The sequence below is a fragment of the Planococcus beigongshangi genome (genome assembly GCF_016820495.1).
GTDB classification, from domain to species: Bacteria; Bacillota; Bacilli; order Bacillales_A; family Planococcaceae; genus Planococcus; species Planococcus beigongshangi.
Genome location: NZ_JADHDU010000010.1, coordinates 12,275 through 27,702, shown reverse-complemented (window position 1 = coordinate 27,702; position 15,428 = coordinate 12,275). Strand labels below are relative to the sequence as shown.

Genomic DNA, 15,428 nt, shown 5'->3' with positions numbered 1-15,428 from the left:
TTACACCTCCTCAATCTGCTGGCGGAGGAATTGTTCGTTATACCATCCATTTTTCTTCAGCAAATCTTCATGTGTTCCTTCTTCGAGGACTTTTCCGTCATCGAGAACGACGATCCAATCCGCATGCTGCACAGCAGACAGCCGGTGGGTCGTAATGATCGTCGTTTTTCCAGAACGTTCAGCTTGGATATTTTCAATGATTTTCGCTTCTGTCTTGGCATCGACTGCCGACAGTGAATCATCAAGTATCAATATTTCAGGGTTTTTGATCAGCGCCCGCGCAATCGAAATACGCTGTTTCTGGCCTCCTGAAAGTGCCACCCCTTTTTCTCCCACCAATGTATCGAGGCCTCTCGGGAGCATTTCCAGATCTTTCGTGAAATGTGATAATCGCAAGGCTTCTGCAATATCTTCTTCCGTCGCATCCGATTTACCGAATAGGATATTGGCCCGGATCGTACGGGAGAACAGGACATGGTCCTGGGGCACATAACCGATCCAGCCGCGCAGCTGATCTTTTGTCAGATCCTGAAGTTCGATGCCGTTCAGCATGATCGAACCCTGCCCGGCTGGGTATTCCCTCATCAATTGCTTGACGAAAGTTGTTTTTCCGCTTCCCGTTTTCCCCACAATGCCGAGTGTCTGCCCGCTGTTCATCGAAAGGTTGATGCCCTGCAGATTGATCGAACTGGAAGTCGGATAGGTGAAACTGAAATCACGGAACCCGATATTTTCGGGTTTTTCCGCGAACACGGGTTTCAGTGGATCCACGACATCCTCTTTGTACTCAAGGGTTTCATTAACCCGGTCAAGCGACGCATTGCCGCGCTGGAGAATATTGATCAGTTCCCCGATAGCGAACATCGGCCAGACGATCATCCCGAGGTATACATTGAAAGCCACGAGATCGCCGAGTGTCATCTTCCCTTCAGCGACGAGAAATGCGCCATATCCAAGACCAATCATATAACTGATCGCCGTCAGCACTTTCGTGACCGGGGCAAATAAAGCATCGATCCGCTCAACAGCCATGTTTTTCTCATAGACATCTTCCGTCATATCAGCAAATTGCTGTTCGGATGACCGCTCCTGAACGTAAGCACGCACGACTCGCACCCCGCCAACAGATTCAAGCACACTGTCATTCATGTCACCGAATGCATCCTGTGCCAATGTGTAGCGTTCATGGATTTTGCGGCCAAGAATCTGGACGACTATCGCCAGGATCGGCAACGGGATCAACGCCAACAAGGTCAATTCCCAGGAAACGAGAAAGCCCATCGCGATGATGATAGTGGCCATATATAAGGTTGAATCGACAAGCGTCAATATCCCGAATCCGGCTGTTTCTGAAATTGCACGCAGGTCATTTGTCGAGCGTGCCATCAAATCGCCGGTCCGGTTCTTTTCAAAAAATGTGGGTGTCATCTTTAAGAAATGTCCCATCAGACTGGAGCGCAGCTGCCGCTCAATCACATAGGCACCCCCGAACAATTGATATTGCCACACAAAATTAATGAGGTAGGCAAGTATCATCGCGACAGCCAGCACAATTACGTATTGCCACAACAGCTCTGAAGTCAATTCGTTTTGGGCGATGGAGTCAATCGCGACTCCGATCAGCCATGGCGGAATAATTTCAAGTATATTCGCAATCAGCAATAACCCTACTGCGATCGTATATCGAAGCCAATTTTCTTTAAAAAACCATCTTAATTTCCATAATACATCAAACATAAATAACTCCTTCTTTCGTCTTCGATTTCAGCTAATCGCCTTCCAGCGATTCCTTGATCATAATTTTACGTTGTTGGATTTTTTCCATTTTCCTTATCTCCTTCATTTTTTATTGGGAATTAATCCCTATTTAACAGCTGACGCTGGTTAAATCCATATAAAACGGAAGCGTCCCCTGGTGTCTGGACACATAAAAAAGCGCATGCCAATTTTTCTCGGCATGCGCTCACGAAAAAAGGACAGGTGTTCAGACCGGTCCCAATATTTCTAGTCACGAAATAAATTCAAAGGCAAAAAACAGGATGGCCTGACGCAGATATGAAATTGGGCACAGTGTTTATAAATACTTTTTTCATCGTCAAAACCTCCATTCCTTCAAATTTGATAGCTCAAGCGTAACACTGCCTTTTTTGAATTGTCAACATTATTTTAATAAAATAGAATATTCGTTCACTAATTACTTATTTTCTCAAAATATTACTATTTACATCGGACTTACCCCCTTTCTCCGTTGACTTTACGGGAACCGTTCTTTCATAGCTCAATATAATATGATAAAAGACAAACGAATGTTTTTATTTTCCTCCATACGGGTACTTTCTTAATAACAGCAAATCCTAGTGGGGTGAAGATGATGTACAAGAAAATGGCAGTCGCATATGACGGTTCAGACGGCAGTAAACTCGCTTTGGATAAAGCGATGGAATTGAAACAGGATTTTCCGGCACTGCAGCTTTCGATTATCTATGTCAACGAAGAGATGCAGGAAAGCATCGGCTTCATGAATGCCGGGGATGCTTCAGCACCTGTGACGTCTGCTGAAGTGGATAGTACGTATGCACAATTCATGCCATACGGTCTTGGTGAAAACGAAGGCAGCAGAGTGCCAAAAGAACCGATGGAACGCCCATCAGAATTCTCTAAGCAAATGCATAATTCCATCCAGCAGCAACTCGATGAGATGAATATAGAAGGAACGGTGTTGGCGCTTGAAGGGAATGCTGCCAAGACTATCCCCGCCTTTATCGAAGAACAGAAAATTGATCTGCTGGTGGTCGGCAACAGCGGGAAATCCGGACTGCAGCGGTTCTTCGTCGGCTCGGTCAGTCAAAAACTGATCAAGGAAGCTTCCTGCTCCGTATTGGTTGTAAAATAAGACAGCGGCCTGCTGAAAAGAGCTGCCGGTAAGAACTGCACACCTAGACCACCCCATTAAATGTGTCAATAATGTCATATTATCATTAGTTTAAACACCTCTGAGATGGGTAAACATTACTAAAGATAATGTTTATCAAATTGAAACAAAGGAAGAAGGAGAACAGCCATGTCTAAGCAAACCGTCTACTTTCTGTCTTCACACCAGCACCGTGGACTGATGGCTGAGATATGGGCAAATCGACTTGATCTCCCGGATTGGGAAATTCGAAGTGCAGCCTGGGGCCAGCCTTCCATAAGCGAGACCCCGATAGAAATCATGAAGGAAATAATAATCGATCTGCCGGAAGTTGCACCAAGATCCTACAACTCGGATGAAGTCGGAGAAGCGGATTTGATCATTGCGCTGCATGACGGCGAATTCGAACAAGATGATATACCTGCAGATTTGCCCGCTCAAAAATTATTGCGATGGGATATCCGCAATCCGGAATTGCGGTCGATGGATGAAACGGAACAATGGGCCTTATATCAGGAAATCTGCGATGAAATTGCAGTGAATATAAAAAATATGGAATCTTATTTCCGTTCCGATTATATGTAAAAAACCTTCACCCCGGATAACAGGTGAAGGTTTTTTTGCTTTCAGCGGTATAATACGGCCCGTACCGGACTGCCATCTGCCCCTTTGATTTTCAAAGGCAACGCAGATAATTGATAAACCCCTGGCACGACATCATCCAGCACGATGCCTTCCAGGATATAACGATGATTCGCGTTCATCGCCTGATGCATCGGTAATTCTTTGCTGTTTTTTGAATCAACGGACGGCAAATCGACCCCCAGCAGACGAATGTTTTTTTCAGCCATCCATTCCGCGATGGCTCCAGAAAAAATTGGCCACGTCTCTGGAAATCTTGTCCGGTCCTGCCAGCTGCATGTTTTCAGCAGGATGGCTGATACCCCTTCTTCCGGCTCCGGCAGATTTTCTGTGCCGATATGCGTCAGCCCCTGCGCATCCACCACTTGAGCAGAACTCAAGTAAACTTCCAGTGGCATTTCCTCGATTTTGATCCCATTATCATCATAATGAAACGGCGAATCGATATGGGTCCCCATGTGGGTGCTCGTTTTCACTTCACCCACATTGACTGAACCGCTTTGCTCTTTTGTCACAGATAAAGCATATTCAAACGGACGGTCTCCGGGCCACTGGGGTGCGCCGGTATATAATTCCATGGAAATATCATAAATCTCTTTAATGGTCATTCATGCCACCACATTTCGTTTATTGGAATAATTTTTATACAATTCTTCAGCCATTATGGTCTGGAGGATTTCCACTGTCTGCTCCACATCAGAAAAAGAGGTGTATAAAGCAACAGGCGCAAGGCGGATCATATTAGGTGCCCTGAAATCCGGCACTACTCCCTGATCCTTCAGGGCTTTACAGATTCGTGCCGCTTCCGGATGAGCCAGGGCAATATGGCCACCCCGCTCAGCATCAGCCTGCGGGGTTACATCCATCAGTTCGGGAACCCCTTCAGCGAGCCCTTTTCTCAGCAATTCTGTCAGCAGCAATGATTTTTCGCGGACGCGGAAAATATCTGCTTCCTCGAAAATTTCGATACTGCCAAGAAGCGGCGCCATGCTGAAAATATTCGGTGTGCCGATCTGATAGGCACCAGCGCCAGCCGCTTTTGAAAATTCGTGATCCATATCAAATTGTTTCGTTTTATCGGAACCGAACCAGCCGGCGTTGCCTGGCAGCAGATCATGATGTCGTTCATGGATATACAGGCCTCCTGTACCGCCGGGACCGGAATTCATATATTTGTAATGGCACCAGACCGCAAAATCCACTCCGTCTTCGTGAAGCGAGTGCGGCATGGCTCCAATCGAATGCGCCAGGTCAAACCCGACCAGGATCCCTTTGTCATGAGCAGCCGCAGTAATCTCACGGATCGGCAGTAGCTGGCCGCTCCGGTAAAGTACTGACGGCAGTAAAACGATTGCCACGTCTTCTGTCAGCTGCTCCAGAATATCCTCTGATGCCAGTGTATAGCCGTCACTGCTTCCAATCTTGCGCATGGCAGCCGACGGATCCAGCCCACGCAAACGGATATGGCTTTCGACCGCATAAATATCCGAAGGGAAATTCAGCTCATCCACCAGAATGACCGAACGGCCTTCTGTCGGTTGGAACAGGGTGGAGAGCATCTGGTGAATATTCGAAGTGATCGAACCTGTGACCATCACTTCATTTTCCTGAGCTCCCACAAGCGGTGCGATGCGCGAACTCATCTCTTCCGCCAGGGTGAACCACGGATGCTCCCCTTCAGTCCATCCATCGATGCCATGCACCTTCCAGCTGTCCATCAGGCTGAGCAGCTTGGATTCCGCCCGCTTAGACATCAGGCCGAGTGAATTTCCGTCCATATAGATTGTGCCTTCCTGCGTGTGGAATTCTTCTTTGAATTTGCGGAGCGGGTCTTGTTCATCCATTATTTTGGCGTTCACGTTTACCAACTTCCTTTCATCTATAGGAATGCATAAATCGCAGCGCCAAGAATTGCGGTGAACAGCACTACAATCCAAGGGGCCAGTTTAAAATAGACTAACATGGCAAATGCGATTATCGCAACGGCAAAGTCAATCGGGGCTTTGATGGCTGAAGTGAAAACCGGGTCGTAAAGAGCCGCGAGTAAAACACCTACAACCGCAGCATTGACGCCTTTCAACGCAGCCTGTACTCCAGATTTTGTGCGGATGATGCTCCAGAACGGCAAAGTGCCGATGACCAGAAGAAATGAAGGCAAAAACATCGCCGCTACGGCAATTGCCACCCCCAAGCCGCTCCCCATCAATTGCCCCAGATAAGCGGACAATGTAAACAATGGGCCCGGTACTGCCTGGGCTGCACCGTATCCGGAAATGAATAAATCGGTATCCATGAACATTGGCACGACTTCACGCTCGAGCATCGGAAGCACGACATGGCCCCCGCCAAAAACAATCGAACCAACCCGGTAAAAGATATCAAAAATTGCATAATAAGTGGATTCGAACAATGGGCGGAGCAATGGCAGCCCGATCAATAAGCCAGCGAAAATCGTCCAGGCGGCAATACCCGTCTTTTTCCCGAAAGACAGCACCAGCTTCACTGCTTCCGGCGCTTTATCTTTACGGTAGATGAAGTATCCTGCAAAGCCGGCAGCAATGATGACGCCGATTTGCGCCCAGGCTGTCGGCATCAGCAAGATGGCAGTAGCGGACAGAACGGCAATCGCTACCCGCTGCTTATCAGGTGCCAGCGATTTGCCCATTCCGAGCAATGCATGTGCGACGACCGCGACAGCCACGATTTTCAGTCCCTGTATCCATCCTGCATCAAAAGCGGCACCTGATACGAACATCGCAAACAATGCCAATATCAATACTGACGGCATGGTAAACCCGAACCAGGACAGGAAGCCACCGAGTATGCCTCCCCGCAGCATTCCAATGGATATCCCGACCTGTGAACTCGCAGGACCTGGAAGGAATTGACACAAAGCGACGAGGTCGGCATAAGCTTTATCATCCAGCCATTTGCGTTTCTCCACATATTCATCCCGGAAATAACCGATGTGTGCAGCCGGCCCCCCGAAAGACGTCAACCCGAGCTTGGTTGAAGCTTTAAGGATTTCCAGGTATTTATTCTTTGTCATATGAGCCTCTCCTTTTATAATAGTCTACATACAAGCATAACCGATTGCTTATATGAATAAAATTACACCCATGTAAATTTTATTGACAGAATTATTTGTTTTTTCATTTTCGTTGCCGTATCATTAAACTAACTCAGATTCTCCCGGGAGGTGCAAACTTTGCTGCACTCATGTTGCTGTGACTGGAGCAAAGGAATTATTTGGACATAGCCATACAGACGACGATATTTATCGTGCTGCTTAGTGCAGCTGCTTTTTTTTCAGCAAGCGAATATGCAATCGTGAAAGTCCGAAGCAGCAGAATCGACCGGCTGATCGAAGAAGGCAACCGGAATGCACCATATGCAAAACGCATCCTTTCCAATATGGACGATTATTTGTCAGCCTCCCAGCTTGGCCTAATGATTTCTGTACTCGGCCTCGGCTGGCTCGGGCATTCCTTTGTGCTGAATTTCATCACACCTTTAACAGGAAGATTGAATTTTGGCGGAGCAATTTCGGGTGCTTTGGCAATATTCATTGCATTTCTTCTGATTCTTGCAGCGCTCACGATCATAGGAGAACTTGTGCCAAAGACGATCGCCGTCAAAAAAGCTGAACAGATTACATTGATGATCGCAAGGCCACTGGTCCTCGTCTATTATCTGATGTATATACCTGTCTGGTTTTTTCATCAATCCTCCAAAATGACAGCAAAATTGTTTGGCGTCTCCCAGATTTCCCGATCAGACATCAGCCATACCGAAGAAGATTTGAAACTTCTCCTTTCGGCAAGCCTTGAAAGCGGTGAAATTACCTCTTCCGAACATGCTTTTGTCAATAAAATCTTTGAGTTTGATGAGCGCATCGCCAAAGAAATCATGGTGCCGAGAACCGAGATGAAAACGGTCGATAAGGAACTCACGCTGAAGGAAGTTTTTGAAGTGGCCGGCATGGAGCAATTCACCCGCTATCCGGTCATCGATGGCGATCGTGACCATATCATCGGTGTCCTCAATATGAAATACCTTTTGACCGCCTTTATCCGGAACCCGCTGAACGGAGAGAAAACAGTGGAGAATTTTGCCCTTCCTGTCATCCAGGTGATCGATACCATGCCGCTCAGCGAATTATTGCAGAAAATTCAGCGTGAACGAATACATATGGCCATCTTACGTGATGAATACGGCGGAACTTCAGGCCTTGTGACCATCGAGGATATCATTGAAGAGATCGTCGGGGATATCCAGGACGAATTTGATCTGGAAGAAATTCCAGAAGTTCAAAAAATCGGCGAAGACCATTATATTTTCAGTGCTAAGATGCTGATTGAAAGCATTAATGATATACTTGATATCGAAATACATGAAGAAGACATCGATACGATCGGCGGCTGGATCATGAGCAGGAATTTCGATACCATCCCCGGCGAGAAAATCGTTGAACAAGGCTATGAATTTCTTATCAAAGAAGTGGACGGCCATCATATCCTTTATCTGGAAGTCCAAAAACATATCGGAGAAAATGAAGGCTAATAGCACAAGCGACTCTCTCGCGAGGGTCGCTTTCACTATGTCTAAGGAAATTGGAGGCAGGAAACATTATGGAGCTGTATACAAACTTACGCCGCGGGGAAAGAGGTGCGATGCTGAGTATCGGTGCGTACATCTTCCTCAGTGCGCTGAAACTCACATTCGGTTTTGCAGGTTCCTCTGAAGCACTGAAAGCGGACGGCTTCAATAATTTAACCGATATCATCGCATCCGTCGCAGTCCTGGTAGGTTTGCGCATTTCACAAAAACCTCCCGATGAGAACCACCATTACGGGCACCTGCGGGCTGAAACCGTGGCTTCCCTTCTGGCCTCCTTCATCATGGCCGTAATCGGGCTCCAGGTCCTGCTCGGTGCCACACGCAATTTTTTCACACCAGCCGAACAGGCTGCACCATCCCTTTATACAGCCGGCATCGCATTCTTTTCAGCCGTCGTCATGTATTCCGTCTACCGCTATAACCTAAAACTGAGCAAAGAGATCGGCAGCACGGCTGTGAAAGCCGCAGCCTATGATAACCGTTCTGATGCGTTTGTCAGCATCGGTGCGGGCATCGGGATCCTCGGCGCCATTCTGGGTGCGCCGATCATCGACGTGCTGACCGCATTCATCGTCGGATTGATCATATTAAAAACGGCCTTGGATATTTTCAAGGAGTCCGTCATGACTTTGACGGATGCCTTCAATGAAGATGAAGTCGAAACCTTGTCGGCTATCATCCGAAAAGTACCGGGGGTCCGGAAACTAAGCGATTTTAAAGGCCGCAATCACGGAAATCTGATGTTCGTCGATCTTACGATTGAAGTGGATCCTTTATTGAATGTGATGGAAAGCCACTGGATTACGGAAGAAATTGAAAGAAAAGTCAAAAAAACGAAACCAAATTGCGTCGTGCTCGTACATATAGAGCCGGACTATTCTGAAAACCGCTATTTCCTTGAAGAGGAGGATTAACTATGTATGATTTTATCGATCAGAAGAAAATCATCTATATTACATTTGCCGTCATTTTATTTGTTTCAGCATTCTTTGCCCCTTTCGCCATTTTCTATCCGATCAAAGCCATGTTCATCACACCGGATTCAATCGCCATCGGCACATCGTCCACATCATTATTGACTGGCGGAATCGGGCTCGCACTTGTAGCATCCGGTTTGATCGTGCTGGCCAATGTCGAACACCGGCTGAAGAAATATTTATCGGCGCTTCCGTTGTTTGTTATTGGCCTGATCGGAGTCAGCCTGTCATTGACGGATTATTATTATGTCACGCCTGATAACTTTGTCCGGAATGCCCCTTTCGCCTATACTTCTGAAACATATGAATGGGCAGATTTCGAAAAAGTGGAAGAACGCATCGTCAAAGAAAATGGCATAACAAGGGTCGACTCCTACACGTTCATCATGAAAGACGGGGAAGTCATCACGATGTCATCCGGTTCACTTGACCAGATGCGGGGCACCATCATCAACAGTGTGCAGTTCTTCGGGGGAACCCACGAACGTATCGAACTCGAATGAATTAAACATCAAGAAGCCATTCGTCTCTATGAGGTGAACGGCTTTTTTAATGGAAAGCGAACGGCGGACTCTTCATTTTTATCTTTTTAGATTTAGCAACGGAATCTCTTTGACACCGCGAACGATCATTCCCGGCCGCCATTCCAGTTCAGTGACCGGCACCCGAAGCTCCAGATCCGGAAAACGCTCCAGCAGCCTTGAGACGGCAATCTTTCCTTCGAGTCTTGCGAGCGGTGCTCCTAAACAGTGATGGATGCCGGTGCCGAAAGCAAGATGCGGACTTTTTTCACGCTCGATATCGAAAACTTCCGCTTCAGAAAATTTAGCCTGGTCCCGGTTCGCAGCATTCAAAGCGACGACGACTAGCTCCCCTCGCTTTATATCCTTTCCGGCAAAAGAGAACTGTTCAAGTACCCATCGGGATGTACTGAATTCCACAGGACCGTCAAAACGCAGGGATTCCTCGAGTGCCCCGTCAATCAATTCCGGATTCCTGCTAAGCTTCTCTTTTTGCTCAGGATGCTGAAGCAGGTTCAAAAAACTATTGCCGATCAGATTGACGGTCGTTTCATGACCGGCGACGATCAATAAGGTGACCACACCGTATAATTCCTTTTCCGTCAAGCGGTCTCCCGCCTCTTCCGCTTCGATCAGTTTGCTGATCAGATCATCTTTCGGTTCCTGTCTTGTTTTGCTGAACCATTCACCCAGATACCCGATAAAATCATTCATATGCTGATATACACTGACGCCAGGTTCCCCGCTGCTTCCTTCGATAAGTGAATTCGACCAGATACGAAATTTGTCCCGGTCTTCCGAAGGCACCCCCAAAATTTCACAGATGACGATGATCGGCAACGGAAAGGCAAAATCGTCGATCAGATTGATCTCTTCTTTTTGCGCCATATCATCAAGCAAGTTTTCCGTTATCTCTTCTATCCGTTCTTTCATTCCTTCGATTACCCGGGGAGTAAACGCTTTTTGTGCAAGCCCCCGCAGCCGGCGATGGTCAGGTGGATCGGAAAAGAGCATGTTTTGTGTAAATACACTCATTCCGTCCATGGAGCCACCGTAAAGTTTGCTGAAATCCTTGATGAAGCGCGGCTCTTTCAATGCTGCCTCCGCTTCTGCGTATCCTGTGACAAGCCAGCCTTGCTGGCCGTCCGGAAAGCGCGTTTTGTAAACAGGCTCAGACTTCCGTAAGCCGGCATAAACCGGATATGGATCCTGGACAAAGCCGGCAGAAAATAATTGTTGTCCGTGAAATCCGTCAACAGTCATACAATCTCCTCCTTCCTTTTTCCATACCCGCTCTCCTTAAGCTATTTTCTCCTTCAAAACACTTAAAATCCCGTTTATTTTATCGCTGTCTGATATGCATGGCGGATCAGGCTTTTGACGAAGCGGTCAAAATTCGCAAACCGGGAATCCTGCGTCTGGCCATTTTGATAACGGAAATAGATCTGCTGTACAATGACCGCCAGTTTAAAATATGCAAACGTCAGATAAAAATCAATCTGTGATACATCCCGCCCGCTCTTTTCCGCATATCGGCGAATAAATTCATCGCGCGTGTAGAATCCTTCATTGACCGTCACAGGCGGCTTGCCCATACCATATTTCAACAGTTCGGGATCATCCGCCTGGATCCAATAACTCATCGCTGCGCCGAGATCGGCAAGCGGATCGCCGACGGCTGCCATTTCCCAGTCAAACAGGCCGGTCATTTCCGAAAAGTCTTCACTGAACATGGCATTATTAAGTTTGAAATCATAATGGATGATTGTCGGTGGCTGAGATGCCGGCAAGTTGGCGGTCATCCATTTCTTCAACGCTTCGACTTCTGCGATGTCATGCGTCTTCGCCCGGTCATAACGGCCGATCCAACCATTCACCTGGCGTTCCATGAAGCCGTCCGGTTTCGCCAGTGCCGCCAGGGCCGTCTGTGTATAATCAATTCCGTGGAGTTCAACAAGTGTATCCACCATTCTTTCGGAAATGATTCGTCCCCGATCGGCAGTCGCTTCCACTCCTTCCGGAAATTCCGTGTCCAGCAAAAGACCATGCCGCCTTTCCATGATAAAAAATGGACCACCGGTAATCGCCGGGTCATCCGACAATACATAGGGCTTCGGTGCTGCAGCAAAAACCGGGGCGAGCGACTGCAAAATCCTGAATTCCCTCTCCATATCATGTGCTTTCGGAGCAACCGGCCCAAGCGGAGGTCTCCGGAGTACGCCTTCCCAATCTGCGATTTTGAGGGCATAGGTCAAATTGGAATGGCCTGCACCGAATTGACGGACTTCAAGTTCTCCTTCCGGCAGGCCGTCAATCGATGCCCGCAGAAATTGTTCAAGTTTCGATATATCTATTTCCTCCCCAGTTCTTACTGGAATCGTCGTTTCTGAAAAACCGCTCATCTTCTTCCCGCCTCATTTCTCATTGAAATTTTTTTAATTCCAATTTTGCAATCTGGCTGCGATGCACTTCATCCGGCCCATCTGCCAGGCGCAGCGTCCGCGCGTTCGCCCATTGTGCAGCCAATGTGAAATCATCACTGACGCCGGCTGCACCGTGTGCCTGAATGGCACGGTCTATCACACGCAGCGCCATATTGGGTGCCGTCACTTTGATCATTGCAATCTCTGCTTTCGCTTCCTTATTTCCGGCAGTATCCATCATATAGGCGGCTTTCAGTGTCAAAAGCCTTGCCTGCTCGATGTCGATACGGGAGTCGGCTATCCATTCGCGGATGACCCCCTGATTGGCCAGCGGCTTTCCGAATGGCGCACGCTCGGCAACTCTGCGGCACATTTCCTCAAGCGCACGTTCAGCAGCACCGATCAGCCGCATGCAATGGTGGATCCTTCCGGGTCCAAGCCTTCCCTGTGCAATCGCAAACCCTTTGCCTTCGCCCCAAATCATGTTTTCAGCCGGCACACGCACGTTGTCAAAATTGATTTCCGCATGGCCATGTGGTGCGTGATCGTAGCCGAATACCGGCAGCATCCGTTCAATCGTCACCCCAGGCGTATCGAGAGGTACCAGAATCATCGACTGCTGTTCGTATTTCGGTGCAGCCGGATCATTTTTCCCCATAACGATGCCGATTTTGCACCGTGGATCGCCCGCTCCTGACGACCACCATTTTCGGCCGTTGACGATGTAATCATCTCCGTTTCTTGTGATCGTGGCAGAAATATTCGTTGCATCACTCGACGCTGTGTCCGGTTCCGTCATCGAAAAACAGGAACGGATTTCTCCATCCAACAGCGGTTTCAGCCATCGCCTTTTTTGTTCTTCCGTTCCATACCGCACGAGCACTTCCATATTGCCGGTATCCGGTGCCGCACAATTGAAGACTTCAGGGCCAATCAAGGACCTGCCCATGATTTCACAAAGCGGCGCATATTCCCGGTTGCTGAGCCCTGCACCGTATTCACTGTCAGGCAGGAATAAATTCCATAATCCGGCCTGTTTCGCCTTTTCTTTTAATTCTTCCATCACCGGTGGCACCTCCGTCCAACGGTTGGGCTGCTCTTTTAATTGCTGATCATAAACTGATTCATTCGGATAGACATGCTCTTCCATGAATGAAATCAGGCGTTTCTGCAAGTCCTGTGTTTTTGCTGAGTAAGAGAAATCCATCTGTTTTCCACCTTTCTTTATACTAACCAGTTGGTATGTTCAGAATATTAATATAATGGTATCGTTTCCCTCCTTCATTTGCAAGACTTGAAAAAATGGATCGGAATTCTCCCAATACTTCGAATGCTGAATAAAAATAGGTTGACGATATGTTGTTAATACAGTATGTTAGAGATAACTTGAGGAAAGAGGTGGAGTATTATGGCTATTCTATTAAATGTATTTGACGCAATTGAACTAGAGATCCAGTCCATAGTCTCCCACTCTGTGTATCGCTGACGATACGCTTCTTCCATTATGCCCGGGAACCATGGACTGCGATCTGCAAGACGCATCCATGGTTTTTTATTTTGCATAAAAATTGGAGGAACTCAAATTGACAATCATTCATCATTACGGCTGGAATGACAGCTGGCTGGAAAAAAGCGAAACGGCCGGAGTGCCGGGACGTGTCGTGCTCGAACATAAAAATCTATACCGCGTTATCACCGACCACGGAGAATGGCTCAGTTCGCTGTCCGGGAAATACAGGCACGGCCACTCAAAGGCGGAATTCCCCTGCGTTGGCGACTGGGTAATGGTTGAGCAGATGCCCGGGGAAGAAAAAGGCATCATCCATCAGGTCCTTCCCCGCATTTCCACCTTCTCCCGAAAAGCGGCAGGTGATACTTCCGATATCCAGACCATTGCAGTGAATGTGGATTACGCATTTCTCGTCATGTCGCTGAATCATGATTTCAATGTCCGTCGCCTCGAACGCTATTTGCTGGCGACTTGGGATTCAGGCGCGAATCCCGTCATTGTCCTGACGAAAAAAGATCAATGCGAATCAATCGAACCTTATCTGAAAGAAGTCGAATCGGTCGCTTTTGGTGTGCCGGTCCATGCCGTTTCCAGTGTGACACTGGAAGGCATCGATGAATTGCAGAAAATTCTTTCCGGCTCAAAAACCGGTGCGCTGCTCGGTTCGTCGGGTGTCGGCAAATCATCCCTTATCAACGCACTCGCCGGCACTGAATTGATGGCTGTTCAGGAAATCCGGGAAGATGACAGTAAAGGGCGCCATACAACCACACATCGTGAAATGGTCCTGTTGCCGACTGGCGGACTGCTGATCGACACACCGGGAATGCGGGAATTTCAGCTGGGGGATTATTCCGAAGGCGTCGAATCCGGTTTTACGGATGTCGAATCGCTTGCGGATTCCTGCAGGTTCCGGGATTGCAATCATGGCAATGAACCCGGTTGCGCCATCCGGGAAGCGCTTGAAACCGGCGCATTGCAGGCCGACCGGTATCGCAGCTACGTAAAACTGAAACGCGAACTCGCTCATATGGAGCGCAAAAGCGATCTTGCTGCCCAAAAAGCGGAACGCGCCAAGTGGAAGCAAGTCACAAAAGATTCCCGAAAACGTCCGGTGAAGAAAAAATAACTTAAAAGAGGCAAGCCGCTGTCTAAGCGGCTTGCCTCTTTTCATTCATTTCCAGCTTCCGTCAAACCATGTTTGACTGCATAAAGTGCTGCCTGCGTCCGGTCCTGGACTTCCAGTTTTACAAAAATATTGGATATATGGGTTTTCACCGTCTTTTCCGTCACAAATAAGGCCGATGCGATTTCCCGGTTGCTTTTTCCTTTTGTCAGTTCCGCCAGCACTTCCTTTTCCCGGGGCGTCAACGGGTTTACTGTATGCGGAGCCGGTTCCGCCGGCCCCTTCATGAGTTCCGAAGAAGCTTTGGGATGCAGGGTATTTTCGCCTCTCATCAAGCCGCGCAGCGATTCCACGAGTTCATCTGGTTCGATATCCTTCAATTGATATCCTGCCGCTCCCGCTTCAATCGCCGGCACCACATGATCACGGTCTGAAAAACTGGTCAGCATCAACACGATGATTTCCGGATGTTTTTCCTTAATCTTGCGTGTGGCCTGGATGCCGTCCATCACCGGCATCACCAGATCCATCAAGACGATATCCGGACGAAGCCGTGATGCCAGTTCAACAGCTTCTTTACCATTCGTCGCTTCGCCGATCACTTCAATATCCTTTTGGGTTTTCAGAAAAAATAAAAGCCCGCGCCTGACGACATGGTGATCGTCCGCTATCAGTACTCTCATAACATGTCTCCCTTT

The 15,428-nt window shown here is 48.0% G+C and carries 14 protein-coding genes; 6 read left to right on the top strand and 8 right to left on the bottom strand.

The window, feature by feature from the left end:
• The gene (locus IQ294_RS14965; protein WP_203334866.1) at positions 1-1,737 is read right to left on the bottom strand and encodes an ABC transporter ATP-binding protein; all 1,737 of its coding nucleotides are present in this window, start codon (positions 1,735-1,737) and stop codon (positions 1-3) included.
• Between the two features lie 634 nt (positions 1,738-2,371).
• Here IQ294_RS14965 and IQ294_RS14960 point away from each other — a divergent pair.
• Positions 2,372-2,893, top strand: coding sequence for a universal stress protein (locus IQ294_RS14960; protein WP_203334865.1), 522 nt, complete (start codon positions 2,372-2,374; stop codon positions 2,891-2,893).
• Positions 2,894-3,061: 168 nt separating this feature from the next.
• A complete protein-coding gene (locus tag IQ294_RS14955; RefSeq protein ID WP_203334864.1) occupies positions 3,062-3,496 on the top strand; it encodes an arsenate-mycothiol transferase ArsC in 435 nt (144 codons plus the stop codon).
• A gap of 41 nt (positions 3,497-3,537) precedes the next feature.
• On the opposite strand, the gene IQ294_RS14950 is transcribed toward IQ294_RS14955, so the two are convergent.
• Genes IQ294_RS14950 through chrA form a run of 3 tightly spaced genes read right to left on the bottom strand, consistent with a single transcriptional unit; the run spans position 3,538 to position 6,602 of the window.
• Positions 3,538-4,161, bottom strand: a complete 624-nt coding sequence (locus IQ294_RS14950; RefSeq protein ID WP_203334863.1) for a cyclase family protein — start codon at positions 4,159-4,161, stop codon at positions 3,538-3,540.
• Positions 4,162-5,397, bottom strand: a complete 1,236-nt coding sequence (gene kynU / locus IQ294_RS14945) for a kynureninase (protein WP_203334901.1) — start codon at positions 5,395-5,397, stop codon at positions 4,162-4,164.
• 35 nt (positions 5,398-5,432) lie between these two features.
• Positions 5,433-6,602, bottom strand: coding sequence for a chromate efflux transporter (gene chrA / locus IQ294_RS14940; RefSeq protein WP_203334862.1), 1,170 nt, complete (start codon positions 6,600-6,602; stop codon positions 5,433-5,435).
• A 200-nt stretch (positions 6,603-6,802) separates the two neighbouring features.
• Between chrA and IQ294_RS14935 the strand changes: the two genes are divergently transcribed.
• The 3 genes from IQ294_RS14935 to IQ294_RS14925 all read left to right on the top strand — a co-directional run bounded on the left by IQ294_RS14935 (position 6,803) and on the right by IQ294_RS14925 (position 9,653).
• Complete coding sequence (locus IQ294_RS14935; RefSeq protein WP_203334861.1) at positions 6,803-8,116, top strand: hemolysin family protein; 1,314 nt, start codon at positions 6,803-6,805, stop codon at positions 8,114-8,116.
• Between the two features lie 68 nt (positions 8,117-8,184).
• Complete coding sequence (locus tag IQ294_RS14930; RefSeq protein ID WP_203334860.1) at positions 8,185-9,087, top strand: cation diffusion facilitator family transporter; 903 nt, start codon at positions 8,185-8,187, stop codon at positions 9,085-9,087.
• A 2-nt stretch (positions 9,088-9,089) separates the two neighbouring features.
• Positions 9,090-9,653 (top strand): hypothetical protein, encoded by a 564-nt coding sequence (locus IQ294_RS14925; RefSeq protein WP_203334859.1) that lies wholly within the window; start codon positions 9,090-9,092, stop codon positions 9,651-9,653.
• 78 nt (positions 9,654-9,731) lie between these two features.
• Here IQ294_RS14925 and IQ294_RS14920 read toward each other — a convergent pair whose 3' ends face one another.
• The 3 genes from IQ294_RS14920 to IQ294_RS14910 form a co-directional block, all read right to left on the bottom strand.
• Positions 9,732-10,934 (bottom strand): cytochrome P450 family protein, encoded by a 1,203-nt coding sequence (locus IQ294_RS14920; RefSeq protein ID WP_203334858.1) that lies wholly within the window; start codon positions 10,932-10,934, stop codon positions 9,732-9,734.
• A gap of 74 nt (positions 10,935-11,008) precedes the next feature.
• On the bottom strand, positions 11,009-12,073 hold the full coding sequence (locus tag IQ294_RS14915) for a phosphotransferase family protein (protein ID WP_203334857.1): 1,065 nt from the start codon (positions 12,071-12,073) through the stop codon (positions 11,009-11,011).
• Positions 12,074-12,092: 19 nt separating this feature from the next.
• The gene (locus IQ294_RS14910; protein WP_203334856.1) at positions 12,093-13,301 is read right to left on the bottom strand and encodes an acyl-CoA dehydrogenase; all 1,209 of its coding nucleotides are present in this window, start codon (positions 13,299-13,301) and stop codon (positions 12,093-12,095) included.
• 376 nt (positions 13,302-13,677) lie between these two features.
• On the opposite strand from IQ294_RS14910, the gene rsgA reads away from it, so the two are divergent.
• Positions 13,678-14,733 (top strand): ribosome small subunit-dependent GTPase A, encoded by a 1,056-nt coding sequence (gene rsgA, locus IQ294_RS14905; RefSeq protein ID WP_203334855.1) that lies wholly within the window; start codon positions 13,678-13,680, stop codon positions 14,731-14,733.
• Positions 14,734-14,774: 41 nt separating this feature from the next.
• Here the strand turns inward: rsgA and IQ294_RS14900 are convergent, their stop codons facing one another.
• The gene (locus tag IQ294_RS14900; protein WP_203334854.1) at positions 14,775-15,413 is read right to left on the bottom strand and encodes a response regulator; all 639 of its coding nucleotides are present in this window, start codon (positions 15,411-15,413) and stop codon (positions 14,775-14,777) included.
• Positions 15,414-15,428 lie beyond the last annotated feature (15 nt).